Raw genomic sequence first — 23,078 nt, forward strand, 5'->3', positions numbered from 1 at the left:
CCGATGCCTCCCGCTGAGGAGTGGGACTACCTGGATGGGGATGTCCTGAGACCCGCCCGCTCTGGTGCCGTCTGCATGACCCGCCAGCACTTTCGCTACGAGGTCGGCAGGCACTGCGTCACGGTGCTCACCTGCCCCATCCACCAGGGTCTGATTCCCCAGGGCGAGCACCTAACTCGGAGGTGCGCTCGGTGGGTTGCTCGGCGGGAGGTCAGGCGTGGGTGGTGTCCTGAGGTGGGGTGAGGTGCCACCCCATCTGATCAGGGTTCCTGATCGCGGCAGACAATTTCGCCGCTGCCCCAACCCTGGGCAAAGGCGCTAAGGCAATTGGCAGGAAACCCGCTCAAAGGAACCAGCAGAGATTTCCCCCACAACAATGCCCGTAAGTGCTTGCGGCACAGTTGGTCTGGGGGAATAGGGCGACACTGGTTCCCCCAAAAATCCCCCCAAGACATGCGCGTGACCCCATGACACAATGGGAGACTGCCTGGGCACAAAAACCCTGTTTCAGAAAGGGATCTCGGGGTTCTGGGAGATCGTGAGACCTTCGAGAACCTTCTTAAAACGGAGAGGGAGGGATTCGAACCCTCGACAGAAGTTGCCTCCTGTAACTCCTTAGCAGGGAGCCGCTTTCAACCACTCAGCCACCTCTCCAGCGGCCTGCACAGTTTATCAGCCGCCCTGCCCCTCCAGGGCCAATCGCGGCAGGCGGTGCTTAAAACCGCAGAGGATTTCCCAGGGAATGGTGCCGCAGGGCTCACTCCAAGCCTCAGGGGCAATGCAGCCACCAGCCTCGTCCTCCCCCAGCAAGGTCACCACACTGCCCACGTCCAGATCGGGGCTGTCGGTGGCGTCCAGCACCAGCTGGTCCATGGTGATGGCGCCCACCTGGGGCACCGACCGGCCCGCGAACAGCACCTGCAGCTGGTTGGAGAGCAGGCGAGGCACGCCGTCGGCATAGCCGATGGCCAACACCGCCAGGCGACTCGGGCGCTGGGTGATGAAGCGATGGCCATAGCTAACCCCCACCCCCGCAGGCACCTCCCGAATCAGCGAGACCCGAGCCCGCACCCGCATGGCCGGACGCAGGGGCAGCCCTTCCCCCAGATGGGACGCAGGCCGGTGGCCATAGAGCGCCAAGCCCACCCGCACCATGTCGAAATGCAGGCTGGGGCTACGCAGGGTGCCAGCGGAGTTGGCGAGGTGACGGCAGCCAGACGGCAGAGATTGGTTCTGAAGCTCCGCTAGCACGGCCTCAAAACGCTGCTGCTGCTGCGCGGTCAGGCCCCCGTCAGCAAAGTCCGGCGCATCGGCATCGGCCAGGTGGGAATACACACCGGTCAGGTGCACTGATTCGAGTTTGGCGATCGCCTCCACGAGCCGGGGGCCATCCCCCCAAGCGGCCCCAAGCCGGCTCATACCGGTGTCGAGCTTGAGCTGAACGGCCATGGTGCGGCCGCTACCAGCGGCAATGTTCTGACAGAGCAGCGCCTCCCGCATGCCGCTGAGGGTGGGCATCAGCTGCCAATGCAAACAGGTGCGCAGTTCATCCGGTTGGGTGAGGTTGCCCAGCACCAACACGGGGGCCTCCAGGCCGGCCTGGCGGAGCTCGAGGCCCTCCTGGAGGGTGGCCACGCCGAAACTGCTGGCACCTCCGGCAGCGGCAGCCCGTGCCACGGGCACAGCACCGTGACCGTAGCCATCGGCTTTCACCACAGCCATCAAGGCGCAACCAGGGCTGAGAGAGCGCCTTAGGGCGGTGGCATTGGCCGCAATCGCAGCTTCACTCACCTCCACCCAGGCCCGCTGGCGCGGATGAGCCCGCAGCTCAGGGGTGGCTGGCGACACTTGAGACATCGGCAAAGGGTACGCGGGGCTGCAGATCCCAATCAAGATGCGCCCTAGCATGCTGCCAATCCTGCAGCCCCGCAGGGCTGGAGCTGGCATGGGCCACGTTCTCGTTCTCAACGCCTCCTACGAGCCGCTGAACATCACCAGCTGGCGAAGGGCCACGGTGATGGTGCTCAAGGGCAAGGCTGAAGGCCTGGAGCACGACCCCACCCTCTGTCTGCGGCCGGGCCTGCAACGGCCCACGGTGATCCGCCTGTGCCAGTTCGTCCGGGTGCCCTTTCGGCCATTACCGCTCACCCGCCGCAACCTGTTCCATCGCGACGGGCATTGCTGTCAATACTGCGGCAGCCTCAGCGAACGCCTCTCCATTGATCACGTGATGCCCCGCAGCCGCGGAGGGGCCCATGCCTGGGAGAACGTGACCACGGCCTGCCTGCGCTGCAACGTGCATAAGGGCAACCGCACGCCCCGGGAAGCGGGCATGGTGCTGGCACGCCAGCCTCGGCGCCCGGTGAGCGGCCCCCTGTTCGAAGCCCGTCGCCAGATGGCCCATGGCAGCCATGCCGAATGGGCCAAATATGTGAGCAGCTGGGACGCGGCCTAACCGTTGCTGCCGGAGGCCTGCTCCGCCAGCTCCTCGAGCTGGCGCCTCTGATCAGCTGACACACAGGCGCCGATCAATTCCGCTAACTGGCCCTGGAGCACAGGCTCCAGCGAAAAGTTGCGGCCCAAGCGGTGATCGGTGGTGCGGTTGTCCTTGTAGTTATAGGTGCGGATCTTTTCACTGCGATCGCCGCTGCCCACCTGGGCCAAACGGGCCGAACGCTCTTTGGCATTGGCCTCGGCCAGTTCACGCTCATAGAGCTTGGCCCGGAGGATCTCCATGGCCCGCTCGCGGTTCTGCAGCTGGGACCGCTCCTGGGTGCAGAACACGCGGATGCCCGTGGGTTTGTGCAGGAGGTCCACGGCCGTTTCCACCTTGTTCACGTTCTGGCCGCCCGCCCCACCGGAACGGGCCGTGCTGATCTCGATCTCGGTGGGGTCGATCTGCACCTCCACCGGATCGGCTTCCGGCATCACCGCCACCGTGGCCGTGGAGGTATGCACCCGCCCCTGGGACTCCGTGGCGGGCACCCGCTGCACCCGGTGCACCCCCGCCTCGTACTTGAGCTGGCTGAAGACCCCATCGCCCTGAATCGCCAGGATCAGCTCCTTGTAGCCACCAAGCTCCGCCTCGGAGGCGCTCACCGGCTGCACCTTCCAGCCCACACTCTGGGCGTACCGCTCATACATGCGGGCTAGATCCCCGGCCCAGATGGCAGCCTCATCACCGCCGGCACCGGCGCGGATTTCCAGCATCACGCTGCGCTCATCCCGCGGGTCGCGGGGCAACAGCGCCAGGGTGAGCTGCTCCTCCAACTGGGCCAGGCTCTGGCCGAGCACGCTGAGCTCGTCCTGGGCGAGCGCCTCCATCTCCAGGTCGCCACGGCTCTGCTTGAGCAACTCACGCGCCTCCCGCTCCTGACGCTGAAGGCTCTGAAGTTCGGCGTAGCCGTTCACGAGAGGCTCCAGCCGCGCGCGCTCGCGGGCAATCGGCTCCAGCTGGCTGGGGTTAGCCGCCACATCGGGGTCGGCCAATTGCCGCTCCAGGGTCTCGAAGGTGCGACGGGCCGTCTCCAGCCGCTCACTCAGGAAAGAAGCATCCATGGCAGCAGGTCAGCAAAAAGCCGGATGCCCTGGAGCATCCGGCCCTGCGGTGAATCCGTTGTGCAACGGATGGAAATCAGGCTTGCGCAGCGGCTTCGGACTTGGCTTCCGTCTTCGTCTCCTGAGGAGCATCGGACGCACCAGCCATGCCGTACTTGCGCATGAAACGGTCCACACGACCCTCGGTGTCGAGGATTTTCTGGGTGCCGGTATAGAAGGGGTGGTTGCCGCTCCACACATCCACGTGAAGCTCGGGGCTAGTGGAGCCGGTGGTCATCACCACCTCTCCATTGCAGATCACCTTGGCATCGGGATACCAGGTGGGATGAATGTCGGCCTTGGGCATGACGAGACTCGGCTGAATACGAAAGGAAGAGATCAGCGCTTGGAGAACTGAGGAGCCTTACGGGCTTTCTTCAGGCCGTACTTGCGACGCTCTTTGGCGCGGGGGTCGCGGCTGAGGTGGCCTTCGGTCTTGAGGGGCTTGCGGTTGTCGGGGGACAGATCGCAGAGGGCCCGGGCTGCGCCTTGCTTGATGGCGTCAGCCTGGCCGGTGAGGCCACCACCACGCACGTTGACCAGGAGGTCGTACTCACCAGCCAGACCCAGGGTCTTCAGGGGAGCCTTGACGGCAGCCAGGTAAACGGGGTTGTAGTTGAGGTAGTTATCGCCGGGACGACCGTTGATGGTGACGGAACCGGTGCCGGGAACAACGCGGACACGGGCGACGGCGGTCTTGCGACGGCCGGTTCCCCAGTAGACGACTTTGTTGGTGCTCATTGGGCGGAAGCGGCGGGATCGAGCGCGAGGGCCTTGGGCTGTTGGGCGGTATGGGGGTGCTCAGCACCCTTGTACACCTTGAGCTTGCGGAAGAGCTGGCGGCCGAGAGCGTTGTGGGGGAGCATGCCCTTCACAGCCTTCTCAATGATCCGCTCTGGCAGACGAGCCTGCAGAGCCGCGAAGCTCTCGGTCTTCATGCCGCCGGGACGGCCGGAATGACGGCGGTAAACCTTCTCGGTGAACTTGTTGCCGCTCACCTTCACCTTGTCGGCATTGATCACCACGACGAAGTCGCCGGCGTCAATGTGGGGAGCGAAGTTGGGGTTGTTCTTACCCCGTAGCACCGAAGCCACCTCACTGGCAAGGCGGCCGAGGGTCTGGTTCTCCGCATCGACCAGATACCACTGGCGAGTGGAGGAATCCTGAGGGGGGACGAGAGTCTTGTTCATCGCGCCGGCGGGCCGGATCGGGTAGCGCGCCATCGAGCAGGGAGCTGCACCGACGGGGCTGGACAGAGGGAACGGCAGGGCACCCGATCACTCGGGAGCCAGAAGCTCGTTTAGCGACCCTACCTCTTCACCTGCTGAACGCCCCGGGAGGCAAGCAAGGAAGGACATGGACGCCGGAGACCTGGAGCTGGCAAGGTCCCCGTAGGGACAAGACCAAGGACCGGTCAGCTGATGGAGCGAAGCCCCTTCAGCGGAGAGATCTGAAAGCCTGCGAAACCGGAGAGAAGCCCTGGGACTTAGTCCGGTGCAGCAGGCGGAGCATCAGAGCTCTCCAGCAAATACCGCGGTTGGCTATCGTACCAGGCAGCCCTGGGAAACACCTCCGAGGGATAGCCCACCCGCAACAGGCACAGGCCCTGGGGCGGCGCGGCCTCCTTCACCTCCTCACGGGCCTGGCTGCGCCAGCGGCGTTGAAAGGCCTCAAGGCTGAGGCGACCCTCGCCGATGGCCACCAGCTGCCCCATCAGCAGCCGCACCATGCCGTAGAGAAAGCCGCTGGCCTGGATCTCCACCTCCACCACATCGCCGCGACGCACCAGGCTCGCCTCCTGCACGGTGGTACGGGAATGGCTGCGGCTGCTGCCCGCCCGCTCAAAGGCGGCAAAGTCATGCTCGCCCAGCAGATCTGCCAGGGCCCGATCCATCAGCTGGTCGTCGAGACGCCGCTGATAGCGGTGCCAGCTCCACGGGGCCAGGAAGAGGTTGGGGATGCAGGCGTTGTAAAGGGTGTAGCGATAGCGCCGATAGACAGCGCTGAAGCAGGCATGCCAATCGGCAGGCACCTCAGCGGCGGCACGCACACGGATCGTGGGGGGCAGACGTCCATTGAGGGCCGCCGGCCAGCGCTGGGCAGGTATGGGGCCGGCCGCGTCAAAGTGAACCACCTGGCCCGCCGCATGCACGCCGCTGTCCGTGCGGCCTGCGGCCACCGCCATGGCCGGCCGATGGCCATCCAGCTGGGCGATCGCCGCCTCGAGTGTTTCCTGAACACTGGGATCACGGGGCTGCCGCTGCCAGCCGCAGAACGAGCTGCCCTCGTACTGCAGACAGAGAGCGATGCGGCGAAGACGCACGGCAGGATCCGCTAGATCGGGGGAAGAGCTCAGCTGATGACGCATGAAAAAAGCCGCGCTGGACTGTCGGTCCACCGCGGCAGAGAAGTGTGGACCGTCAGCGGTCTGACAGAAGCTCAGACGAGCTCGATGATGGCCATCTCGGCGTTGTCGCCGCGGCGGGGCACCGTGCGGATGATGCGGGTGTAACCGCCGTTGCGATCGCCGTAGCGCTCTTGGGCCTTGTCGAACAGGGCGTGCACCAGTTGCTTGTCGTAGATGTAGCCGATGGCCCGGCGGCGGGCGGCGAGGCTGCCCTCCTTGGCGAGGGTGATCATGCGCTCGGCCTCATCGCGCAGGGCCTTGGCGCGGGCCTTGGTGGTGGTGAGACGACCCTCACGGATCAGCTGCGTGGTGAGGGCACGCAACAGGGCTTTGCGTTGGTCGGCGGGGCGTCCCAGCTGGGGGACTCGGCACTGGTGGCGCATGGCAGGAAAGAAAGGGGGAGGTCGGAGAAATTCGGTGCTGTCAGATCGCCCGCAATCAGGCGCTGGTGCGGCTCTGGGGCAGGGAGATACCGATGCGCTCGAGGGCCTCGATCACTTCATCGGCCGACTTGGACCCGAAGTTCTTGATCTCCAGCAGATCCTCGTAGCTGAAGCCCATGAGGTCAGACACGGAGTTGACCTGGGCACGCTTGAGGCAGTTGTAGGCCCGTACGGAGAGATTGAGCTCTTCGAGGGGAATCTGAGCCTCGGCGGAGGGCTCGGGCTCGAGGCCGGGCTCATCCACCATGGTGAGGCTGGCCAGGGGCTGGAACAGCGCAATCAGCTGGTTGGCTGCCTGAGCCATGGCGTCGTCGGGAGTGACGGAACCATCGGTTTGAATTTCCAGGCGCAGGCGCTCGCGGGCGGAACCGCCTTCGCCCACAGCGGTTTCATCAACGCTGTAGTTCACCCGACGCACGGGCATGAACACGGCATCGATCTGGAGAAGGTCGATGGCACTGGTGTCTTCGGTGCGGCGATCCACGGGGCGGTAGCCCACGCCACGCTCCACGTGAACTTCGAGCTCGAGGCTGTGGCCCTCAGCGATCGTGGCGATCGGACGATCACCATCGATCACCTGAACCTGGGAGGAAAACTGCAGGTCGGAAGCGGTGACGGTGGCGGGACCGTTCACCACCAGACGACCGATCTCCAGCTCGCGAGTGCGGCTGCTGACGGGGATGTCCTTGCAGTTCAGCAGGATGTCAAGGACGTCCTCACGCACACCGGGAACGGTGGCGTATTCGTGGTTGACCCCGGCGATGCGAACAGCGGTGATGGCGCTGCCCTCAAGGGCGCCCATCAGCACGCGACGCAGGGAGTTGCCCAGGGTGATCGCCTGGCCCCGCTCGAGGGGGCCGATCACGAACACACCCAACTGGGAGCGGTCGTCGGCGACCTGGTGTTCAACCCGATCGATCTGGTACTGCAACACGGTCTGAAGCTCAGAAGGTATGGATGAGCCCCCCTGGGGCTAAGCAACGCGTCGGATCAGACCCGGCGACGCTTGGAACGGCGGCAACCGTTGTGGGGCAGGGGAGTGACGTCGCGGATCAGGGTGATCTCCAGACCGGCCACCTGCAGGGCACGAATGGCCGTCTCACGGCCAGAGCCAGGCCCACGCACGAGCACTTCGATCTGGCGCATGCCCTGCTCGAGAGCGCGGCGGGCTGCAGCCTCGGCGGCGGTCTGAGCGGCGAACGGCGTACCTTTGCGGGCACCCTTGAAGCCGCTGGCACCAGCGGAGCTCCAGGAGATCACTTCACCAGCCGTATCGGTGATCGACACGATGGTGTTGTTAAAGGTGCTCTGAATGTGCGCAACACCGTTGGGCACATTGCGCTTCGTCTTCTTTGCGCCGGATTTCTTGGCGGGCTTGGCCATGGCAGATGCCCTGCAGGAGCAGGGAGGTAATCGGGGAACTGAACTGGAGGTCGTCCTGGTGACGCCGGTCGAGATGACGACCAGTCGGCAGGAGCGAAATGAGCCTGGAGGCCGAGAAGGGGCGTGAGCGCCTTACTTCTTCTTACCGGCAACGGTCTTACGGGCGCCGCGGCGGGTGCGGGCGTTGGTGCGGGTGCGCTGACCACGCACGGGCAGGCCGGCACGGTGGCGACGGCCACGGACACAGCCGATGTCCTGCAGGCGCTTGAGGGCCATGCCCTCCTGACGGCGCAGGTCGCCCTCGAGAGTGAAGCCCTCGGTGGCGCCGCGCAGCTTCTGCACGTCGGCGTCCTCGAGGTCCTTGACGCGGGTGTCGGGGTTGACGCCGGTCTTGGCCAGGATCTTCTTGGCCGTGGTCAGGCCAATCCCATACACGTAGGTGAGAGCAATCTCGATCCTCTTGTCACGAGGAATGTCGACGCCGGCAATCCGAGCCACAGAAAAAACGTTCGGTTGAGCAAGGGTGCCCAGAGCAGCCTGGGCGGGTTAGGGGTTGGTCCGCGAGCGGACCGAGGACAAGGCTCCGCCGGGGATCAACCCTGGCGCTGCTTGTGCTTGGGGTTGGAGCAGATCACCATCACCCGGCCGTGGCGACGAATCACCCGGCACTTGTCGCACATTTTCTTGACCGAGGCACGCACCTTCATGGGAGCGGTCTCTCCGAATTTCCAAACGACGAACTTACCACACGAGTCAACCGAGCAGCGCAGCGATCCGCTCGGCAATGGCGTCGACCGTGCCGGCCGCTTCCACCGGCTGCAGCAGGTCCCGCTCGCGGTAGTAGGCGATCAGCGGGGCGGTCTGCTCGCGATACACCTGCAGGCGGTGGCGAATCACCTGCTCGTTGTCATCGGCCCGGCCGCGGGAGAGCAAACGCTCGATCAGTGCGGCGTCGTCGAGCTCCATCAGCACCACCAACTCGATCTGTTGGCCGAGCTCCTCGAGCAGCTGGGCGAGGGCATCGGCCTGGACCACATTGCGGGGGAAACCATCCAGCAGCCAGCCGCCGCTGTGGGCCAGGAGGCGACTGCGCACAATGGCCAGCACCAGCGCATCGCTCACCAGCTCGCCGCGGGCCATCACTGATTCCGCCTCCTTGCCCAGCTCGGAACCAGCCGCCACTTCCGCCCGCAACAAATCGCCGGTGGAGAGGTGGAGCAGCCCCTTGGCCTCCGCCAGGCGTTGGGCCTGGGTGCCCTTACCGGCACCTGGGGGGCCGAGGAAGAGGAGACGCTGCTTCATGGCGGGGAAGGGGAGTTTGAGCGTTGGGAGAAAAAGAAACGAAAACCGCAGAGGCCGGGCTCACCGGGGCGGCATCACTGCCGCACCATGCCCTCGTAGCGCTGGGAGATCACAGCGGTCTGCAGTTGCTTGGCGGTCTGGATGGCCACACCCACAAGAATCAGCAGCGAGGTGGCGCCAAGGCCCTGGAAGGTTTTCACCTGGGTGGACGACTCGACAGCCGAGGGGATGATCGCCACAGCACCGAGGAACAGCGCCCCCAGCAGGGTGAGTCGGTTCTGAACACTGCCCAGATAGTTCGCCGTGGCTGAACCGGGACGAACCCCGGGGATGGCAACACCGGAACGCTTCAAGGTGGTGGCGATGTCCACGGGATTCACCGTGAGCGAGGCGTAGAAGAAGGAGAAGCCGATGATCAGCCCAAAGAACAACAGGGCATAGACCCAGGGGGTGCTGCTGTTGGGACTGATGTAACCCGCCACCTGGATCAGCCAGGGGGACTTGGTCATGTTGGCGATGGTGAGCGGCAGGAACACCACGGCCGAGGCGAAGATGATGGGCATCACGCCGCCGGCATTGAGCTTGAGCGGAAGGTAGCTCTGGCGGGCTGCCAGGTTGGCACCGCCCACCTGGCGCTTGGCACTCACGATGGGAATCCGGCGGTTGCCTTCCTCCACGCACACGATGCCCACAATCGTGATCAGGAACACGAGCACAAGCACCACGATCCCACCCACGGTGCTGCGATCGCCGCTCTGGGCCAGCTCGATGGTGGAACCCAGGGCCCGGGGCAAGGTAGCCACGATGTTCAGGTAAATCACCAGGGACGCACCCTGGCCGATGCCCCGTTCCGTGATCACCTCACTGATCCACATCACCACCATCGAGCCGGTCACCAGGGCCACGGCGGTCTGGATGACAAACACCAGATCGGAAGTGCCGGCAATGGCGTAGGGACGCAGGATCAGAGCGAACACCACGCTCTGGAGGATGCCCCAACCAAGGGCCACATAGCGGGTGTACTGGGCGATCTTGCGCCGGCCGGCCTCGCCCTCGTTCTTCTGCAGATCCTCGAGCGGAGGCAGGGCCGAGGTGAGCAGCTGCAGGATGATCGAGGCATTGATGAAGGGCAGGATCCCCAGACCAAACACCCCGAGAGTGGAGATGCCGCCACCCGTGAAGATGTCGAGGAAGCCGATCAGCTGACCGCCGCGAGCAATGAAGTCTTGGAAGGCCACCCGGTCGATACCGGGCACCGGGATGTAGATGCCAAGGCGAACCAACAGCAGCAGGCCCAGGGTGATCAACACCCGGTTGCGCAGATCCTTGGCCTGGATCAGCTGGCTGACGATTTCACCGGCACTGGGGTTGCGGCCCCGGCTGACGAGCATGGCGAACGATGGAGAGGGCAGGAACCCGGACTAAAAAAGCCGCCTGCAGGCCCTGATGGCACTGACAGACGGCTCTGACCCTAATGGGTAAAGGGGAATGGGGGCTTCAAGCCGTCCGTTCAGATCTCTTCGCAGGTGCCACCAGCGGCTTCGATCTTCTCGCGGGCGCTGGCGGTGAACGCGGCGGCCTGAACGGTGAGCTTCACCTTCAGATCACCGTTGCCCAGCACCTTGAGGGGGTGCTTAGGGCTGGTGACCAGACCATCCTTGACCAGGGTGTCAATGTTCACCGTGCTACCGGCCTTGAGGTCGGCAAGCTTGGCGACGTTGATCACCGTGTAGTTCTTGGGGTTGATCAGGGTGAAGTGCTTGAGCTTCGGCACCCGGCGGTAGAGGGGCATCTGGCCACCCTCGAAGCCCGGCCGGGTGGGACGACCCGAGCGGGACTTCTGGCCGCGCATACCGAAACCGCAGCTGGCGCCCTGGCCAGCGGCAATGCCGCGACCCTTACGGAGCTTGCGACGACGGGACCCCTTCTGGGGGGCGAGGGACTGGAGATTGAGCGACGTCATGGCGGGCCTCAGGAGTAGATCTGCTCAAGGGAGATGCCACGCTCCTTGGCGGTCTCCTTGTGGGTGCGCAGGCCGGCCAGGGCATCCATGGCGGCACGGGCGTTGTTCAGGGGGGTCTTGGAACCGAGGCGCTTGGCCAACACGTTCTTGATGCCGGCGAGCTCGAGCACCGTGCGGATGGAACCGCCCGCGATCACACCGGTACCAGGGGCAGCGGGACGGATCAGCACGCTGGCGGCGCCGTCACGACCGTTGCCAATGGTGGGAATCGAGGAATGGCGGGTGAGGGGCACCTTCACCAGGTGCTTCTTGCCATCGGCCACGCCCTTGCGGACCGCACCGATCACATCGCCGGCCTTGCCGACACCCACGCCCACCTGGCCCTTCTCGTTGCCGACAACAACGATGGCCCGGAAGCTCATCTTCTTACCGCCTTTCACGGTTTTGGAAACGCGGCGGATCTGAACCACGCGCTCCTGCCATTCGGAGTCGCGCTCCTGACCACGGCGGTTGTCGCGGCCACGGCCACCGCCACGGCGGTCACCCTTGCCATCACCCCGGCCGCCGCCGCCACGACGTTCCTGCTGGCCTTCGGCCGCCGCAGGGACATCGGACGCCGCCGGGATATCGCTGGATTGAACTTGGTCGTTGGTTTCGGTCATGGTGAGAGCAGGGGTCAGAACTGAAGGCCCGCTTCCCGGGCGGCGTCAGCCAGGGCCTTGACACGGCCGTGGTACAGGTTGCCGCCGCGATCGAAGACCACCTGTTGAATGCCCTTGGCGAGGGCACGCTTGGCGACCAGTGCACCCACGGCCACGGAGGCATCGCAGGTAGCACCAGCCGTGACGCTGGTGCGCAGATCTTTATCGAGGGTCGAGGCAGAACACAGAGTGTTCTGGGCATCGTCGTCGATGACCTGGGCGTAAATGTGATTGTTGGAGCGGAACACAGCCAGGCGCGGACGCACGGCGGTGCCAGAGAGATGGCGACGCAGGCGGCGGTGACGCTTCTGGGTCTGCTGTTTGCGGGAGACGGTGGACATGGCAGTACAGGGTAACGACGCTTAGGCAGACCTCATTTCTTACCGGTCTTACCGGCCTTGCGCAGGATGCGTTCGCCCTCGTACTTGATGCCCTTGCCCTTGTAGGGCTCAGGCGGACGAATGGCACGCACCTTGGCAGCTTCGTTGCCCACAACTTCCTTGTCGGCACCGGACACCAGCACGGTGGTGTTGCCATCCACGGCGAAGGTGACGCCAGCGGGGGGCACCATCTCCACCTGGTGGCTGTAGCCAGCAGAGACCACCAGCTTCGTGCCCTGAAGGGCAGCGCGGTAGCCCACGCCGACGATCTCAAGCTTGCGGGTGAAACCCTGGCTGACGCCCTCCACCATGTTGGCCACCAGGGTGCGGCACAGGCCATGGCGCTCGCGCGAGCGACGGTTGTCGCTGGCGGGGCTCACCACAAGGCTGTTGCCGTCCTGGGCGATGGTGACACCTTCAGGGAGGGTGCGGCTGAGTTGCCCCTTGGGGCCCTTCACCGTGACGTCAAGACCATTGAGGCTGACGGTGACGCCGCCCGGAACGGGAATCGGCGCTTTACCAATACGAGACATGGATCAACCTCCCTGATCAGTAGACGTAGCAGAGCACTTCACCGCCGACGCCCTGTTTACGGGCGTCACGGTCGCTCATCACACCCTTGGAAGTGGAGATGATGGCAACACCCAGACCACCCAGAACTTTGGGCAGCTGACGGGTGTTCTTGTAAATCCGCAGACCGGGCTTGCTGACGCGCTGCACGGTGCGGATGGTGGGCTGGCGATGCTTGCCGCTGTATTTCAGCTCGAGCACGAGATGCTTCTCGACGCCTTCACCTTCTTCGGTGATTTCGGCAATGAAGCCCTCCTGCTGCAGCACCTTGGCGATGCTGCGAGCCATGCGGGAAGCAGGCACCTTGGTGGACTGGTGACGTTTCTCACTCGCATTGCGAATGCGGGTGAGCATGTCGGAAATCGGGTCGTGATTAGCCATGGTCGGGTCCGAAGAGGGCTCAGTTGCTGCGGAACGGCATTCCCATCTCGCGGAGGAGGGCCCGGCCCTCTTCGTCGTTACGGGCGCTGGTCACGATGGTGATGTCCATGCCCCGGATGGCGTCGATCTTGTCGAAGGAGATCTCGGGGAAGATGATCTGTTCCCGAATCCCAAGGGTGTAGTTCCCCCGGCCGTCGAAGCTCTTTGCACTCACACCGCGGAAGTCGCGGATGCGGGGCAGTGCCAGGTGAATCAGACGCTCGAGGAAGGCGTACATCCGGTCACCACGAAGGGTGACAGCAACGCCGATCGGCATGCCCTGACGGATCTTGAAGCCGGCAATGGCCTTCTTGGCACGGGTGACCAACACCTTCTGGCCGGTGATCACGGCCAGTTCTTGGATGGAGGCTTCCAGGGCCTTGGCGTTTTGGGCGGCTTCACCGAGGCCCCGGTTGACGGTGACTTTCACCACCTTGGGGACTTCGTGAATGTTCGAGAGATTGAGATCCTTGAGCAGCTTGGGCTGGATCTTCTCCCGATAGCTCTGTTTGAGGGACATGACGGGGGGAAGGGGTTGCGCTTCTGGGCGTTGTCAGAAGGCGGACAGGGACAGGGGGTGTGAACGAGAGATGTAGGCGTGCCGCCTCGGTGCAACACCGCACCGGGGCCAGAGCACGAATCAGTCGAGAATCTCGCCGGTCTTCTTGAGGCGGCGCTTCTTGGTGCCGTCCTTCTCCACCACGATCTCCACGCGGCTGGCCACCTTTTTATCGGTGGAGTACAGCATCACGTTGGAGGCGTGCAGGGAGGTCTCTTCGGTCACGATGCGACCGGATTCACCTTCCTGGGTGGGCTTCACGTGGCGGGTGCGCAGGTTGATGCCCTGCACCACCACACGGTTCTCGTAGGGAAGGGTACGCAGGACCTCACCGGTCTTGCCTTTGTCCTTACCGCTGATCACCTGAACGGTGTCGCCCTGCTTGATGCGCATCTTGATGCGCACCTGGGCCTTGGCTTTGGGGGTGGCAGTGGCCATCTCAGATCACCTCCGGTGCGAGGGACACAATCTTGGTGAAGTTCCGCTCACGCAGTTCGCGGGCAACGGGACCGAAGACGCGGGTGCCCTTGGGGTTGTTGTCATTGCCGAGGATCACGGCAGCGTTGTCGTCAAACCGGATCGAGTTGCCGGTGTCGCGGCGCAGGGTGGCCTTGGTGCGAACCACCACGGCCTTCACCACATCGGACTTCTTGACGCCCATGTTGGGCATGGCGTCCTTGACGGCAGCCACGATGACGTCACCCACGTGGGCGTAGCGACGGTTCGTGCCCAGCACACGAATGCACTGAATACGCTTGGCGCCGCTGTTGTCAGCGACGTTGAGGAAAGTTTCCTGTTGAATCATCGGGAGATTTCCTCAGCTAGCGCTGGTGTTGGACAGAACCTCGGCCACAGCCCAGCGCTTGGTGCGACTGAGGGGACGGGTTTCGGTGATACGAACGCGATCGCCCACTTTGCAGGCGTTGGCTTCGTCGTGGGCCTTGTAGCGCTTGGTGCGGCTGACCGTCTTTTGATAGATGGGGTGGGGGAAGCGGTTTTCCACCGCGACCACCACGGTCTTGTCCATCTTGTCGCTGACGACGGTGCCGACCCTTTCCTTGAGTGCCATGACTGGTTCTCCTTGGGGGATCAGGACGCGGTGGAGCGCTGGCGCTCCGTTTGCACCGTCAGCAGCTGGGCCAGCTTGATGCGGGCGGCCTTGAAGCGGTGCGGATTCTCGAGACGGCGGGTGGCCTGCTCGAAGCGGAGGGTGAACAGTTCGCGGCGGGTGCCGTCGATCTGCGTGTTGATGTCGCCGTCAGAGAGCTTGCGCACCTCGGCGATGTCGGGACGGGCCATGGTTCAGGACTCCACGGGGGCAGCTTCCTGATCCGCCAGGGCCAGGAACTTGGTTTTCAGGGGCAGCTTGTACTGCGCCAGGCGCATGGCCTCTTTGGCGATTTCGGGGGTGATGTCGGCACCACCCATCTCAAAGAGAATGCGGCCGGGCTTGATCACCGCCACCCAGAATTCCGGGTTGCCCTTACCGGAACCCATACGGGTTTCAGCAGGACGCATGGTGACCGGCTTGTCGGGGAAGATCCGGATCCAGATCTTTCCACCCCGCTTGACATAGCGGGTCATGGCACGGCGACAGGCTTCGATCTGACGGGAGGTGATCCACCCGCATTCCTGGGCCTGGAGCGCAAAGTCACCGAAGGCAATGGTGTTGCCCCGGGTAGCGATGCCGCGCATGCGGCCGCGCTGCTGCTTGCGGAATTTGACGCGTTTTGGACTCAGCATGGTTCAGGCCTCCTGATCACTCTTCGTTCGAACGGTCTTCGAACTGTTGGGGCCGACGGCTAGCGCGGCGCTTGGGTGCCGCACCCACGGGCACCTTGTCCTGTTGGCCAGGAAGCACTTCGCCCTTAAACACCCACACCTTGATGCCCAGCACCCCGTAGGTGGTTGAGGCAACCTTGGTGGCGTAGTCGATGTCGGCGCGGAGGGTGTGCAGGGGCACACGGCCTTCACGGGTCCATTCGGTACGGGCGATCTCGGCGCCGTTGAGGCGACCACTCACCTGGATCTTGAGGCCCAGAACACCGGCGCGCTGGGCGCGCTGGATGGTCATGCGCAGCACGCGGCGGAAGGCCACGCGCTTTTCAAGTTGCTGGGCGATGTATTCGGCCAGCAGGTAAGCGTCAGCGTCGACACGCTCAACTTCCACCACGTTGATGCGCACCTGACGGCCGGTATCGCCGAGGGTTTTCTGAATACCGGCACGCAGTTCCTCGATGCCGCTGCCCTGGCGGCCAACGAGCACACCGGGGCGAGCGGTTTTGAGCTCCACCTCAAGCTGATCGGCCTTGCGGGCAATCAGGACGTCGCTGATACCAGCGGCGCTGTACTTCTTGTGGATGAATTTGCGAATCCGGTCATCCTCCTGAAGGAGGGTCGGATAGGTCTTGCTGGGGGCGTACCAACGCGAGCGGTGCTCCTGGGTGATCCCCAGGCGCAGGCCGGTTGGATGGATCTTGTGTCCCATCGGTCGGTGTCCTCGGGGGTCAGGCGGAAGGAGCCACAGCAATGCTGATGTGGCAGGTCTGTTTTTTGATCGCGTAGGCGCGACCCTGGGCGCGGGGACGGAAGCGCTTCATCGAGGGACCCATATCCGCCGTGGCGGAAGAGATCACCAGAGAGGCAGGATCGAGACCCAGGTTGTTCTCGGCGTTGGCCACAGCCGACCGCAACACCTTGGTGATGGGGCCAGTGGAGCGGTAGGGCATGAACTCGAGCATGATCAGCGCATCGCGATAAGAGCGACCGCGGATCTGATCGAGCACCCGGCGCACCTTGGACACGGAACCGCGGATATAGCGACCGTGGGCCAAGGCCTGGGTTGTGGAATTCGGGGTGTTTGCCATGACTTCAGCGGCCTCCTTTCTTGTCCTTGATGTGGCCCCGGAAGTTGCGGGTCGGCGCGAATTCCCCGAGCTTGTGACCCACCATCTGCTCCGTCACATAGACGGGCACATGGGCCTTGCCGTTGTGAACGGCAATGGTGTGGCCGATCATCATCGGCAGGATCGTGGAAGCCCGGGACCAGGTTTTGATCACGGACTTGTCGTCGGCGGCGTTCTGCTTCTCAACCTTCCGCAGAAGGCTGTCGGCAACAAACGGTCCTTTTTTGAGTGAACGTCCCATAGCGGTTTAAACGAACAGCAAAGCGGTGAGGTTGATCAGGAATCGCGTCCGCCACGGCTCCGCTTGGAGGTGCGGCGACGTTTCCGGAGCACAAACCGATTGCTGGGTTTGTTCCGCTTACGGGTCTTGAGACCCAGGGCCGGCTTGCCCCAGGGGGTAACAGGGCCAGAACGGCCAATCGGAGCGCGGCCCTCGCCACCACCGTGGGGGTGGTCGCAGGGGTTCATCACGCTGCCTCGCACCTGAGGGCGACGGCCCAGCCAACGGCGACGGCCGGCCTTACCGAGGCTCGTGTTGCGAACTTCGGAGTTGCCCACTTCGCCGAGGGTGGCATAGCACTCACGACGCACCAGACGCACCTCGGTGGAGGGCAGCTTCAGGGCGACGTAATCGCCTTCCTTGGCCATCACCTGGGCGCTGGCACCGGCGGTACGCACCATCTGGCCGCCCCGGCCGGCGTACAGCTCCACGCAGTGAACGCTGGAACCGAGGGGGATGGCCGAGAGGGGCAGGGCGTTGCCGTTCTCGATCGGAGCTTCAGGGCCCGATACCACGGTGGTGCCCACGGCCACCCCAGCCGGAGCCAAGATGTAGCGCTTCTCGCCATCGGCGTAGAAGAGCAGCGCCAGGCGGGCGTTGCGGTGCGGGTCGTAGTGGATGGCAGCCACCTTGGCGGCCACGCCGTGCTTGTCGCGACGGAAGTCCACCAGGCGGTAGAGGCGCTTGTGGCCACCGCCGCGGTGACGGCAGGTGATCACACCGCGGTTGTTGCGGCCCTTGCGCTGGTGCTTAGCGACAACCAAGCCCCGCTCGCGGCCACGGCCGGTGACTTCAGCGAAGTCGCTGGCGACCCGAGTGCGGGTGCCGGGGGTAATAGGGCGGTACTTACGGATTCCCATGATTCTTCAGACCCCTCAGGCTTCAGGGAAGAGCTGGATGGCGCTGCCATCGGCCAGCCGCACCACGGCCTTCTTCACCTGGGCACGCTTGCCGGCGAAACGGCCCACGCGACGCGTACGGCGCGGGGGGTTCATGGTGCTGATGCCGACGACCTTCACGTCGAACAGTTGTTCAACGGCGGCCTTGATGTCGGGTTTGGCAGCCCGGTGATCCACCTCGAAGGTGTACTGGTTCTGCTCAATGGCCCGGGTGGCCTTCTCGGTGATCAACGGCCGACGGATCACGTCCGCAAGCCGTCCTGTGAAACGCTCAGCCATCGCCGTAGACCTCCTGAATCTTCGCGAGTGCTTCCTCGCTCACCACCAGGGAGTTGGCGTGGAGCAGATCAAACACGTTGAGCTGATCAGCGGCGATCAGCTTGACCTTTTCAAGGTTGCGCACAGAGCGGCGCACCACCTCACTGGGGGCATCCAGCACCACCAGCACCTTGGTGCCATCGGCAATGCCGAAACGACCCAGGGCGGCGATAATTTCCTTGGTTTTTGGGGTTTCCAGGCCCGCGGCGAAGCCCTTCACGACCGTGATGTCGGCAGTGCGGCTCATCAGCGCAGTGCGCAGTGCCAGACGACGCTCCTTGCGGTTCATCGCCAGGTTGTAGGTGCGGGGCTTGGGCCCGAACACCACACCACCACCCGGGCGCAGGGGCGTACGGATCGAACCCTGACGGGCGCGGCCGGTGCCTTTCTGCTTGTAGGGCTTGCGACCACCACCGGCCACTTCGGCACGGGTGAGGGTGCTGGCCGTGCCCTGACGGGCATGGGCGAGCTGACGCACCACGGCGCGATGCACCAGGTCGTTAGCGGAACTTTCCTTGGCGACTTTCAGGTCGAGGGCAGCCGTACCAGCTTCCTTTCCCTGCCAATCGCGAACAACACAGTTAGCCATGTCCTACCTCCTCAGTTCGCGGCTTTGAAGCCCACCCGCTGGGCGGGGAGGATGTTCAGCAGGGCGCCGGGCTTGCCGGGCACCGAGCCTTTCACCACCAGCAGGTTGCGCTCGGCATCCACTTTCAGGATCACGAGACCACGGGTGGTGATCTGCTTGCCGCCGTAACGGCCAGCCATGCGCTTACCGGGATAGACGCGACCGGGGGTGGTACCGGCGCCGATCGAACCGGGCTCGCGGTGGTTCTTCGAACCGTGGGTCATGGGGCCGCGGCTGAAGCCGTGGCGCTTCTGAAGACCAGCGAAACCACGACCGATGGTGTCGCCGCTCACATCGACCTTCTGGCCCGCCTCAAAGGCAGCCACGGTGACATCGCTGCCGAGTTCCAGACCGTCGACGCTGTCGACGCGGTATTCCTTCAGGTGGCGCAGGGGCTCGCTGCCGGACTTGGCCAGGTGACCCTTGGCCGGCTTGTTGACGAGCTTCTCGCGAATCTCGCCAAAGCCCAGCTGAACCGCGGTGTAACCGTCGGTGCTGTCGGTTTTGAGTTGGGTGATACGGCAGGGACCCGCCTCGATCACGGTGACCGGGATGGATCTGCCTTCGTCGTCGAAGAACTGGGACATGCCCAGTTTCTTCCCAAGAATGCCGATGGACATAAGGAGGGGAGAAACGCCAGCAGGACCACCACCCACGACAGGGGTGGTGTAGCTGAATCGCATTGCGCAGTCGAGACCGAATCGTTGCTATGGGCCAGGTCGGTTGGACCCGGCACCAGGGAGACGACTTGGTTGGGCTAGCAGCGGCGAAACAGCGGGCTGGGACTTGCTCGACCGGACCTTTTGAGGGGTGCGCGGAACAGTTTCCCGGCGGTGATTCCTTTCAAAAGAAGGGAGACCGCACTGGCCGGGGAAGGTCGCCACCACTGGCGACCTGGTGCATTGCGCTGGAGGCCCGGCTAGCGGACGGGCACAGTTGCAGAAGCACAGTGGTCGATGTTACCGCAACGCCTCACCCCCTAATGCCGGAGTCAGCTGCCAGACTTGCGTGAGCGCTTTCCAGTCCGCATGCCCCTGCTGCTCACCGGCCGCGGTTTTCGCCAGGAGCTCGAGCGGGCAGGCGCCCTGGCTCTCTTTGCCCCCCTGGAAGGCGGTGCCGAGACCCGCTTGCTGCGCCGGTTGCGGGCTGCGGGCTATCGCGCCCAGATGACTTCCGCCCGGGGCCTGGGCGATCCGGAGGCCTTCCTGCTCCAATTGCACGGCGTGCGCCCTCCACACCTCGGCCACCAGAGCGTGGGCCGCGGGGCCGCCGTTGGCGAGGTGCAGATGGCCATGCCGCAGCTGGGGCACCTGTTTGAAGGCAACGCCCCGGTGCTGTTGTGGTTGCTGGAGGGTCAGGTGCTCTCCAATGCCGAGCTGAGCGCGCTGGTGGATCTCACCCGGCGGGAACCCCGGCTGAAAATCGTGGTGGAAATGGGTGGAGCCCGCGCCCTGCGCTGGCAACCGCTTCAGCAACTTGTCGGCTGAGCAGGCCCTGGCCGAGGGGCGCTGGGTCAAGTTGATCTGCGGCGCCAGCAACCAGGACCTCACCGCCATCGAGGACCTATGCGCCATCTATGCGCTGGCGGGGGTGCACTGCATTGACGTGGCCGCCGACCGGGCCGTCGTGGCCGCAGCGCGCCGCGGCATGGCCTGGGCTGAGACCAGGGGAGCCCCGCTCCCCTGGTTAATGGTGAGCCTCAGCGACGGCGACGACCCCCACTTCCGCAAGGCCCGGTTCGATCCAAGCCAATGCCCGCCGGACTGCCCCCGGCCCTGCCAACGGGTCTGCCCGGCCCTGGCCATCGGCACCACGGGAGGTGTGCGTGAAGAGCGCTGCTACGGCTGCGGCCGCTGCCTACCCGCCTGCCCCCTAGGGCTGATTGACGAGCACCAGCACCTGCTCACGGCAGCAGCGGTGCCGCCCCTCCTGGCCGACCTGCAGCCCGATGCGATTGAGATCCACACCCAACCGGGCCGACTGGAGGCCTTTGCCGAGCGACTCTCCCAGGTGCAGGCCAGCGGCGTAGCCCTGCGGCGGCTGGCGGTGAGCTGCGGTCTGGAGCGGGGCGCCATGGCCAAGGCGGCTGGCGACAGCAACGACCAGCTGAGTGCCCGCCAGCTGGCGGCAGAACTGTGGCAACGCTTTGCTCTGGTGCGCGGTGCCGGTTTCCGCCCCCTCTGGCAGCTGGATGGGCGGCCCATGAGCGGCGATGTGGGCGCCGGCACCGCCCGCGCGGCGGTGGCCCTGCTGGCGGACCTGCGCCCCTGGGCCCCGCCTGGCCCCCTGCAACTGGCGGGGGGCACCAACGCCAGCACGCTGCAGCGCCTACCGGCGAACAGCGGGGCGGCCGGCGTGGCCTTCGGCGGTATGGCCCGCAGCCTGCTGCAACCGCTACTGGTACAGGCAGACACCAACGGAGCCCACCTGCGGGAGCAGCCGCTGCTCTGGCAGGAGGCGCTGACCCTCGCCCAGGAGCTGATCACGCCCTGGCAACGCCGTTGATGGCTAGAACGCCAGTCCAAGAAACACCATCGCCCGTGTCGGCTTCGCCAGCAGCAATCACGCCCCAGCGGATCACCGACGACCTCGACCGGCTCCTGGAGGTGCTGCCCGCTGCGGTGGGCCAGGCCCTCGCTCCCGCCGAGGCCCGCGAACAGCTGCTGGAGGTGGTGCTCGATCTGGGCCGGGTACCCGAGGCCCGCTACCCCGGCAGAGCCGTGGCGCTGGGGGAGGCCGTGGTGGAGCGGGCCGACCTGGCCGCGGTGGTGCAGAACCTGGGGGCCTTCGGCGGCGACAACCGCGCCGGCATCGAGCGAACCCTGCACCGCATCAGCGCCATCCGCAATCGCACCGGCGCTGTAGTGGGCCTCACCTGCCGGGTGGGCCGTGCCGTGTTTGGCACCGTGGCCATGGTGCGCGACCTGATGGACAGCGGCGAGTCGCTGTTGCTGATGGGCCGACCCGGCGTGGGCAAAACCACCGCCCTGCGCGAAATCGCCCGAGTGCTGGCCGACGACCTGGACAAGCGGGTGGTGGTGATCGACACAAGCAACGAGATTGCCGGCGATGGCGACATCCCGCATCCGGCGATCGGGCGCGCACGGCGCATGCAGGTGGCCCGGCCGGAGCTGCAGCACCAAGTGATGATTGAAGCAGTGGAAAACCACATGCCCGAGGTCATCGTGATCGATGAGATCGGTACAGAACTGGAGGCCCAGGCGGCTCGCACCATCGCCGAGCGGGGCGTGATGCTCGTGGCCACCGCCCACGGCAACGAGCTGGCCAACCTGGTGAAGAACCCCACCCTCAGCGATCTGGTGGGGGGCATTGAGTCGGTGACCCTCGGCGACGAGGAAGCCCGGCGGAGGCGCACCCAGAAGACCGTGCTGGAAAGGGCTGCAGAACCCACCTTCCCGCTGGCGGTGGAGATGCACAGCCGCCACCGCTGGCTGGTGCACCGGGACGTGGCCCGCACCGTGGATCTGCTGCTGCGGGGGCAGCTGCCCCGTCCCCAGGTGCGAGAACTGGATGCCAACGGCGAGCTCCAGCTGCGGGAAGCCCCTCCGCCGGTAGCCCCCAAGGCCCTGCCCTCACCCGCCCCGCTGCCACCCCCAAGCCGGCCCAGATTCACCCCCCTGGCGCCAGTGCCCTTGCCCGACCCCCAGGGCAGCCAGCACTCCGACCTGGAGGGATGTTCTGCCTTGGGGGATACGGCTGCGGTGAGTGACGCCCGCCCCCTGCAGCTCTATTGCGCGGGGGTGAGCGAACAGCTGGTGGAGCAGGCCGTGCGCAGCCGGCGACTGCCGGTGCAGCAGGTGCCGCTGGTGGAGGAAGCGGATGCCGTGCTGTCCATTCGCCAGCAACTGGGGCGCGATCCCGAGGTGCGGCGGCGAGCCCAGGCCAGTGGGGTGCCGATCTTGGTGATCAAAGCCGACACCCTGCCCCAGATTCAACGGGGCCTGGAACGGCTGCTGCAGCGGCAAGGCGGCACCAGCCCCTCACCTGCGGCTCCATCGGCCGCTCAGGACGACGCCCATGGAGCCCTAGAGGAGTGCCGTCTGGCGGTGGAGCAGGTGGTGTTACCCCAGGGGCGGCCGGTGGAGTTGCTGCCCCGCCAGGAGGGCGTACGGCAGATGCAGGCGGAACTGGCGGCCCGCTACCGGCTGCGCTCTGCGGTGTTTGGTAGCGGCCCCCAGCAGCGGCTGCGGATCTTCCCGCCCTGAGCGCAATTCGGCTGCCCGATTGACGAAGGTCGCCCCGCTGTGGGTAACTATCTGAGTGCTCCGGGTTGCGACGTTCAGGCGTCGCGCTGATCAGCT

At 65.1% G+C, this 23,078-nt stretch carries 35 protein-coding genes and 1 tRNA gene; 4 read left to right on the forward strand and 32 right to left on the reverse strand.

The window, feature by feature from the left end; genetic code table 11:
• Positions 1–565: 565 nt before the first annotated feature.
• Both KBZ14_RS00075 and alr read right to left on the reverse strand, forming a co-directional pair.
• Positions 566–654 (reverse strand) — tRNA-Ser (locus KBZ14_RS00075).
• A gap of 18 nt (positions 655–672) precedes the next feature.
• On the reverse strand, positions 673–1,857 hold the full coding sequence (alr, locus tag KBZ14_RS00080) for an alanine racemase (protein WP_255116254.1): 1,185 nt from the start codon (positions 1,855–1,857) through the stop codon (positions 673–675).
• 88 nt (positions 1,858–1,945) lie between these two features.
• Here alr and KBZ14_RS00085 point away from each other — a divergent pair, with 88 nt between their 5' ends.
• Positions 1,946–2,455: an HNH endonuclease gene (locus KBZ14_RS00085; RefSeq protein ID WP_255116255.1), complete on the forward strand. Its 510-nt coding sequence runs from the start codon at positions 1,946–1,948 to the stop codon at positions 2,453–2,455.
• On the opposite strand, the gene prfA is transcribed toward KBZ14_RS00085, so the two are convergent.
• From prfA to rplC, 30 genes are all read right to left on the reverse strand, one after another.
• Positions 2,452–3,558, reverse strand: coding sequence for a peptide chain release factor 1 (prfA, locus tag KBZ14_RS00090; RefSeq protein WP_255116256.1), 1,107 nt, complete (start codon positions 3,556–3,558; stop codon positions 2,452–2,454). The genes KBZ14_RS00085 and prfA overlap by 4 nt on opposite strands.
• Positions 3,559–3,634: 76 nt before the next feature.
• The gene (gene rpmE, locus KBZ14_RS00095) at positions 3,635–3,904 is read right to left on the reverse strand and encodes a 50S ribosomal protein L31 (RefSeq protein ID WP_255116257.1); all 270 of its coding nucleotides are present in this window, start codon (positions 3,902–3,904) and stop codon (positions 3,635–3,637) included.
• Between the two features lie 32 nt (positions 3,905–3,936).
• The gene (gene rpsI / locus KBZ14_RS00100; protein ID WP_255116258.1) at positions 3,937–4,338 is read right to left on the reverse strand and encodes a 30S ribosomal protein S9; all 402 of its coding nucleotides are present in this window, start codon (positions 4,336–4,338) and stop codon (positions 3,937–3,939) included.
• Complete coding sequence (gene rplM, locus KBZ14_RS00105) at positions 4,335–4,787, reverse strand: 50S ribosomal protein L13 (protein ID WP_255116573.1); 453 nt, start codon at positions 4,785–4,787, stop codon at positions 4,335–4,337. Before rplM ends, rpsI begins: the two co-directional genes overlap by 4 nt.
• 296 nt (positions 4,788–5,083) lie before the next feature.
• A complete protein-coding gene (gene truA / locus KBZ14_RS00110) occupies positions 5,084–5,965 on the reverse strand; it encodes a tRNA pseudouridine(38-40) synthase TruA (RefSeq protein WP_255116259.1) in 882 nt (293 codons plus the stop codon).
• A gap of 71 nt (positions 5,966–6,036) precedes the next feature.
• Complete coding sequence (gene rplQ / locus KBZ14_RS00115; protein ID WP_255116260.1) at positions 6,037–6,387, reverse strand: 50S ribosomal protein L17; 351 nt, start codon at positions 6,385–6,387, stop codon at positions 6,037–6,039.
• Between the two features lie 55 nt (positions 6,388–6,442).
• A complete protein-coding gene (locus tag KBZ14_RS00120) occupies positions 6,443–7,381 on the reverse strand; it encodes a DNA-directed RNA polymerase subunit alpha (RefSeq protein ID WP_255116261.1) in 939 nt (312 codons plus the stop codon).
• A 56-nt stretch (positions 7,382–7,437) separates the two neighbouring features.
• Complete coding sequence (gene rpsK, locus KBZ14_RS00125) at positions 7,438–7,830, reverse strand: 30S ribosomal protein S11 (RefSeq protein ID WP_010311626.1); 393 nt, start codon at positions 7,828–7,830, stop codon at positions 7,438–7,440.
• 132 nt (positions 7,831–7,962) lie between these two features.
• Positions 7,963–8,328: a 30S ribosomal protein S13 gene (gene rpsM, locus KBZ14_RS00130; RefSeq protein ID WP_255116262.1), complete on the reverse strand. Its 366-nt coding sequence runs from the start codon at positions 8,326–8,328 to the stop codon at positions 7,963–7,965.
• Positions 8,329–8,423: 95 nt separating this feature from the next.
• Positions 8,424–8,537, reverse strand: a complete 114-nt coding sequence (gene rpmJ / locus KBZ14_RS00135; protein ID WP_071800924.1) for a 50S ribosomal protein L36 — start codon at positions 8,535–8,537, stop codon at positions 8,424–8,426.
• Positions 8,538–8,583: 46 nt separating this feature from the next.
• The gene (locus KBZ14_RS00140; protein WP_255116263.1) at positions 8,584–9,132 is read right to left on the reverse strand and encodes an adenylate kinase; all 549 of its coding nucleotides are present in this window, start codon (positions 9,130–9,132) and stop codon (positions 8,584–8,586) included.
• A 74-nt stretch (positions 9,133–9,206) separates the two neighbouring features.
• Complete coding sequence (gene secY, locus KBZ14_RS00145; RefSeq protein ID WP_255116264.1) at positions 9,207–10,523, reverse strand: preprotein translocase subunit SecY; 1,317 nt, start codon at positions 10,521–10,523, stop codon at positions 9,207–9,209.
• A gap of 119 nt (positions 10,524–10,642) precedes the next feature.
• The gene (gene rplO, locus KBZ14_RS00150; protein WP_255116265.1) at positions 10,643–11,095 is read right to left on the reverse strand and encodes a 50S ribosomal protein L15; all 453 of its coding nucleotides are present in this window, start codon (positions 11,093–11,095) and stop codon (positions 10,643–10,645) included.
• 8 nt (positions 11,096–11,103) lie between these two features.
• The gene (gene rpsE, locus KBZ14_RS00155) at positions 11,104–11,757 is read right to left on the reverse strand and encodes a 30S ribosomal protein S5 (RefSeq protein ID WP_255116266.1); all 654 of its coding nucleotides are present in this window, start codon (positions 11,755–11,757) and stop codon (positions 11,104–11,106) included.
• Positions 11,758–11,771: 14 nt separating this feature from the next.
• Complete coding sequence (gene rplR / locus KBZ14_RS00160; RefSeq protein WP_255116267.1) at positions 11,772–12,137, reverse strand: 50S ribosomal protein L18; 366 nt, start codon at positions 12,135–12,137, stop codon at positions 11,772–11,774.
• A gap of 32 nt (positions 12,138–12,169) precedes the next feature.
• Complete coding sequence (rplF, locus tag KBZ14_RS00165; protein ID WP_255116268.1) at positions 12,170–12,709, reverse strand: 50S ribosomal protein L6; 540 nt, start codon at positions 12,707–12,709, stop codon at positions 12,170–12,172.
• 16 nt (positions 12,710–12,725) lie between these two features.
• Complete coding sequence (gene rpsH, locus KBZ14_RS00170) at positions 12,726–13,127, reverse strand: 30S ribosomal protein S8 (RefSeq protein ID WP_255116269.1); 402 nt, start codon at positions 13,125–13,127, stop codon at positions 12,726–12,728.
• A gap of 19 nt (positions 13,128–13,146) precedes the next feature.
• Complete coding sequence (rplE, locus tag KBZ14_RS00175) at positions 13,147–13,686, reverse strand: 50S ribosomal protein L5 (RefSeq protein ID WP_255116270.1); 540 nt, start codon at positions 13,684–13,686, stop codon at positions 13,147–13,149.
• Between the two features lie 120 nt (positions 13,687–13,806).
• Complete coding sequence (gene rplX, locus KBZ14_RS00180; protein ID WP_255116271.1) at positions 13,807–14,163, reverse strand: 50S ribosomal protein L24; 357 nt, start codon at positions 14,161–14,163, stop codon at positions 13,807–13,809.
• A 1-nt stretch (position 14,164) separates the two neighbouring features.
• Entirely contained in the window at positions 14,165–14,530 is a 366-nt protein-coding gene (gene rplN / locus KBZ14_RS00185; RefSeq protein ID WP_048018117.1) for a 50S ribosomal protein L14, read from the reverse strand.
• A 12-nt stretch (positions 14,531–14,542) separates the two neighbouring features.
• Entirely contained in the window at positions 14,543–14,794 is a 252-nt protein-coding gene (gene rpsQ, locus KBZ14_RS00190; protein ID WP_255116272.1) for a 30S ribosomal protein S17, read from the reverse strand.
• Between the two features lie 20 nt (positions 14,795–14,814).
• Positions 14,815–15,024, reverse strand: a complete 210-nt coding sequence (gene rpmC, locus KBZ14_RS00195; RefSeq protein WP_255116273.1) for a 50S ribosomal protein L29 — start codon at positions 15,022–15,024, stop codon at positions 14,815–14,817.
• 3 nt (positions 15,025–15,027) lie between these two features.
• Positions 15,028–15,468 (reverse strand): 50S ribosomal protein L16, encoded by a 441-nt coding sequence (gene rplP / locus KBZ14_RS00200; protein WP_255116274.1) that lies wholly within the window; start codon positions 15,466–15,468, stop codon positions 15,028–15,030.
• A gap of 16 nt (positions 15,469–15,484) precedes the next feature.
• Positions 15,485–16,213: a 30S ribosomal protein S3 gene (gene rpsC / locus KBZ14_RS00205; protein WP_255116275.1), complete on the reverse strand. Its 729-nt coding sequence runs from the start codon at positions 16,211–16,213 to the stop codon at positions 15,485–15,487.
• Positions 16,214–16,232: 19 nt separating this feature from the next.
• Positions 16,233–16,592 carry a 50S ribosomal protein L22 gene (gene rplV / locus KBZ14_RS00210; protein WP_255116276.1) on the reverse strand — a complete coding sequence of 120 codons (360 nt, stop codon included), beginning with the start codon at positions 16,590–16,592 and terminating at the stop codon, positions 16,233–16,235.
• 4 nt (positions 16,593–16,596) lie between these two features.
• Positions 16,597–16,872, reverse strand: a complete 276-nt coding sequence (rpsS, locus tag KBZ14_RS00215) for a 30S ribosomal protein S19 (protein ID WP_094589712.1) — start codon at positions 16,870–16,872, stop codon at positions 16,597–16,599.
• A 35-nt stretch (positions 16,873–16,907) separates the two neighbouring features.
• On the reverse strand, positions 16,908–17,771 hold the full coding sequence (rplB, locus tag KBZ14_RS00220) for a 50S ribosomal protein L2 (RefSeq protein WP_255116277.1): 864 nt from the start codon (positions 17,769–17,771) through the stop codon (positions 16,908–16,910).
• Positions 17,772–17,786: 15 nt separating this feature from the next.
• Complete coding sequence (locus tag KBZ14_RS00225) at positions 17,787–18,089, reverse strand: 50S ribosomal protein L23 (protein ID WP_255116278.1); 303 nt, start codon at positions 18,087–18,089, stop codon at positions 17,787–17,789.
• Positions 18,082–18,717, reverse strand: a complete 636-nt coding sequence (rplD, locus tag KBZ14_RS00230; RefSeq protein ID WP_255116279.1) for a 50S ribosomal protein L4 — start codon at positions 18,715–18,717, stop codon at positions 18,082–18,084. Before rplD ends, KBZ14_RS00225 begins: the two co-directional genes overlap by 8 nt.
• A gap of 11 nt (positions 18,718–18,728) precedes the next feature.
• Positions 18,729–19,376, reverse strand: a complete 648-nt coding sequence (gene rplC, locus KBZ14_RS00235) for a 50S ribosomal protein L3 (RefSeq protein ID WP_255116280.1) — start codon at positions 19,374–19,376, stop codon at positions 18,729–18,731.
• 408 nt (positions 19,377–19,784) lie between these two features.
• Between rplC and KBZ14_RS00240 the strand changes: the two genes are divergently transcribed.
• The 3 genes from KBZ14_RS00240 to KBZ14_RS00250 are packed head-to-tail and all read left to right on the forward strand — an operon-like array spanning position 19,785 to position 22,982.
• The gene (locus tag KBZ14_RS00240) at positions 19,785–20,243 is read left to right on the forward strand and encodes an NAD(P)H-quinone oxidoreductase subunit N (RefSeq protein WP_255116281.1); all 459 of its coding nucleotides are present in this window, start codon (positions 19,785–19,787) and stop codon (positions 20,241–20,243) included.
• Positions 20,233–21,261 (forward strand): Light dependent period protein LdpA domain-containing protein, encoded by a 1,029-nt coding sequence (locus KBZ14_RS00245; RefSeq protein ID WP_255116574.1) that lies wholly within the window; start codon positions 20,233–20,235, stop codon positions 21,259–21,261. Before KBZ14_RS00240 ends, KBZ14_RS00245 begins: the two co-directional genes overlap by 11 nt.
• Positions 21,261–22,982, forward strand: coding sequence for an AAA family ATPase (locus tag KBZ14_RS00250; RefSeq protein WP_255116282.1), 1,722 nt, complete (start codon positions 21,261–21,263; stop codon positions 22,980–22,982). Before KBZ14_RS00245 ends, KBZ14_RS00250 begins: the two co-directional genes overlap by 1 nt.
• The last annotated feature ends 96 nt before the right edge of the window (positions 22,983–23,078 follow it).

The sequence above is a fragment of the Synechococcus sp. HJ21-Hayes genome (assembly GCF_024345835.1).
Taxonomy (GTDB): Bacteria; Cyanobacteriota; Cyanobacteriia; order PCC-6307; family Cyanobiaceae; genus Vulcanococcus.

What these genes read in the sequence shown, in the direction of transcription:
- prfA (WP_255116256.1), bottom strand. Translation starts at nt 3,558, where the DNA reads ATGGATGCTTCTTTCCTGAGTGAGCGGCTGGAGACGGCCCGTCGCACC.
- rplQ (WP_255116260.1), bottom strand. Translation starts at nt 6,387, where the DNA reads ATGCGCCACCAGTGCCGAGTCCCCCAGCTGGGACGCCCCGCCGACCAA.
- rplB (WP_255116277.1), bottom strand. Translation starts at nt 17,771, where the DNA reads ATGGGAATCCGTAAGTACCGCCCTATTACCCCCGGCACCCGCACTCGG.
- rplF (WP_255116268.1), bottom strand. Translation starts at nt 12,709, where the DNA reads ATGTCTCGTATTGGTAAAGCGCCGATTCCCGTTCCGGGCGGCGTCACC.
- rpsQ (WP_255116272.1), bottom strand. Translation starts at nt 14,794, where the DNA reads ATGGCACTCAAGGAAAGGGTCGGCACCGTCGTCAGCGACAAGATGGAC.
- rpsC (WP_255116275.1), bottom strand. Translation starts at nt 16,213, where the DNA reads ATGGGACACAAGATCCATCCAACCGGCCTGCGCCTGGGGATCACCCAG.
- rpmE (WP_255116257.1), bottom strand. Translation starts at nt 3,904, where the DNA reads ATGCCCAAGGCCGACATTCATCCCACCTGGTATCCCGATGCCAAGGTG.
- rpmC (WP_255116273.1), bottom strand. Translation starts at nt 15,024, where the DNA reads ATGGCCCGTCCCGACATCGCCGAGGTGCGCAAGCTCTCTGACGGCGAC.
- rpmJ (WP_071800924.1), bottom strand. Translation starts at nt 8,537, where the DNA reads ATGAAGGTGCGTGCCTCGGTCAAGAAAATGTGCGACAAGTGCCGGGTG.
- rpsI (WP_255116258.1), bottom strand. Translation starts at nt 4,338, where the DNA reads ATGAGCACCAACAAAGTCGTCTACTGGGGAACCGGCCGTCGCAAGACC.
- KBZ14_RS00140 (WP_255116263.1), bottom strand. Translation starts at nt 9,132, where the DNA reads ATGAAGCAGCGTCTCCTCTTCCTCGGCCCCCCAGGTGCCGGTAAGGGC.
- rplO (WP_255116265.1), bottom strand. Translation starts at nt 11,095, where the DNA reads ATGACGTCGCTCAATCTCCAGTCCCTCGCCCCCCAGAAGGGGTCCCGT.
- rplM (WP_255116573.1), bottom strand. Translation starts at nt 4,787, where the DNA reads ATGAACAAGACTCTCGTCCCCCCTCAGGATTCCTCCACTCGCCAGTGG.
- rpsK (WP_010311626.1), bottom strand. Translation starts at nt 7,830, where the DNA reads ATGGCCAAGCCCGCCAAGAAATCCGGCGCAAAGAAGACGAAGCGCAAT.
- KBZ14_RS00085 (WP_255116255.1), top strand. Translation starts at nt 1,946, where the DNA reads ATGGGCCACGTTCTCGTTCTCAACGCCTCCTACGAGCCGCTGAACATC.
- KBZ14_RS00240 (WP_255116281.1), top strand. Translation starts at nt 19,785, where the DNA reads ATGCCCCTGCTGCTCACCGGCCGCGGTTTTCGCCAGGAGCTCGAGCGG.
- KBZ14_RS00225 (WP_255116278.1), bottom strand. Translation starts at nt 18,089, where the DNA reads ATGGCTGAGCGTTTCACAGGACGGCTTGCGGACGTGATCCGTCGGCCG.
- rplV (WP_255116276.1), bottom strand. Translation starts at nt 16,592, where the DNA reads ATGGCAAACACCCCGAATTCCACAACCCAGGCCTTGGCCCACGGTCGC.
- rplN (WP_048018117.1), bottom strand. Translation starts at nt 14,530, where the DNA reads ATGATTCAACAGGAAACTTTCCTCAACGTCGCTGACAACAGCGGCGCC.
- truA (WP_255116259.1), bottom strand. Translation starts at nt 5,965, where the DNA reads ATGCGTCATCAGCTGAGCTCTTCCCCCGATCTAGCGGATCCTGCCGTG.
- rpsE (WP_255116266.1), bottom strand. Translation starts at nt 11,757, where the DNA reads ATGACCGAAACCAACGACCAAGTTCAATCCAGCGATATCCCGGCGGCG.
- alr (WP_255116254.1), bottom strand. Translation starts at nt 1,857, where the DNA reads ATGTCTCAAGTGTCGCCAGCCACCCCTGAGCTGCGGGCTCATCCGCGC.
- rplC (WP_255116280.1), bottom strand. Translation starts at nt 19,376, where the DNA reads ATGTCCATCGGCATTCTTGGGAAGAAACTGGGCATGTCCCAGTTCTTC.
- rplX (WP_255116271.1), bottom strand. Translation starts at nt 14,163, where the DNA reads ATGGCCACTGCCACCCCCAAAGCCAAGGCCCAGGTGCGCATCAAGATG.
- rplR (WP_255116267.1), bottom strand. Translation starts at nt 12,137, where the DNA reads ATGTCCACCGTCTCCCGCAAACAGCAGACCCAGAAGCGTCACCGCCGC.
- rplP (WP_255116274.1), bottom strand. Translation starts at nt 15,468, where the DNA reads ATGCTGAGTCCAAAACGCGTCAAATTCCGCAAGCAGCAGCGCGGCCGC.
- rpsS (WP_094589712.1), bottom strand. Translation starts at nt 16,872, where the DNA reads ATGGGACGTTCACTCAAAAAAGGACCGTTTGTTGCCGACAGCCTTCTG.
- rpsH (WP_255116269.1), bottom strand. Translation starts at nt 13,127, where the DNA reads ATGGCTAATCACGACCCGATTTCCGACATGCTCACCCGCATTCGCAAT.
- KBZ14_RS00250 (WP_255116282.1), top strand. Translation starts at nt 21,261, where the DNA reads ATGGCTAGAACGCCAGTCCAAGAAACACCATCGCCCGTGTCGGCTTCG.
- rplD (WP_255116279.1), bottom strand. Translation starts at nt 18,717, where the DNA reads ATGGCTAACTGTGTTGTTCGCGATTGGCAGGGAAAGGAAGCTGGTACG.
- secY (WP_255116264.1), bottom strand. Translation starts at nt 10,523, where the DNA reads ATGCTCGTCAGCCGGGGCCGCAACCCCAGTGCCGGTGAAATCGTCAGC.
- rplE (WP_255116270.1), bottom strand. Translation starts at nt 13,686, where the DNA reads ATGTCCCTCAAACAGAGCTATCGGGAGAAGATCCAGCCCAAGCTGCTC.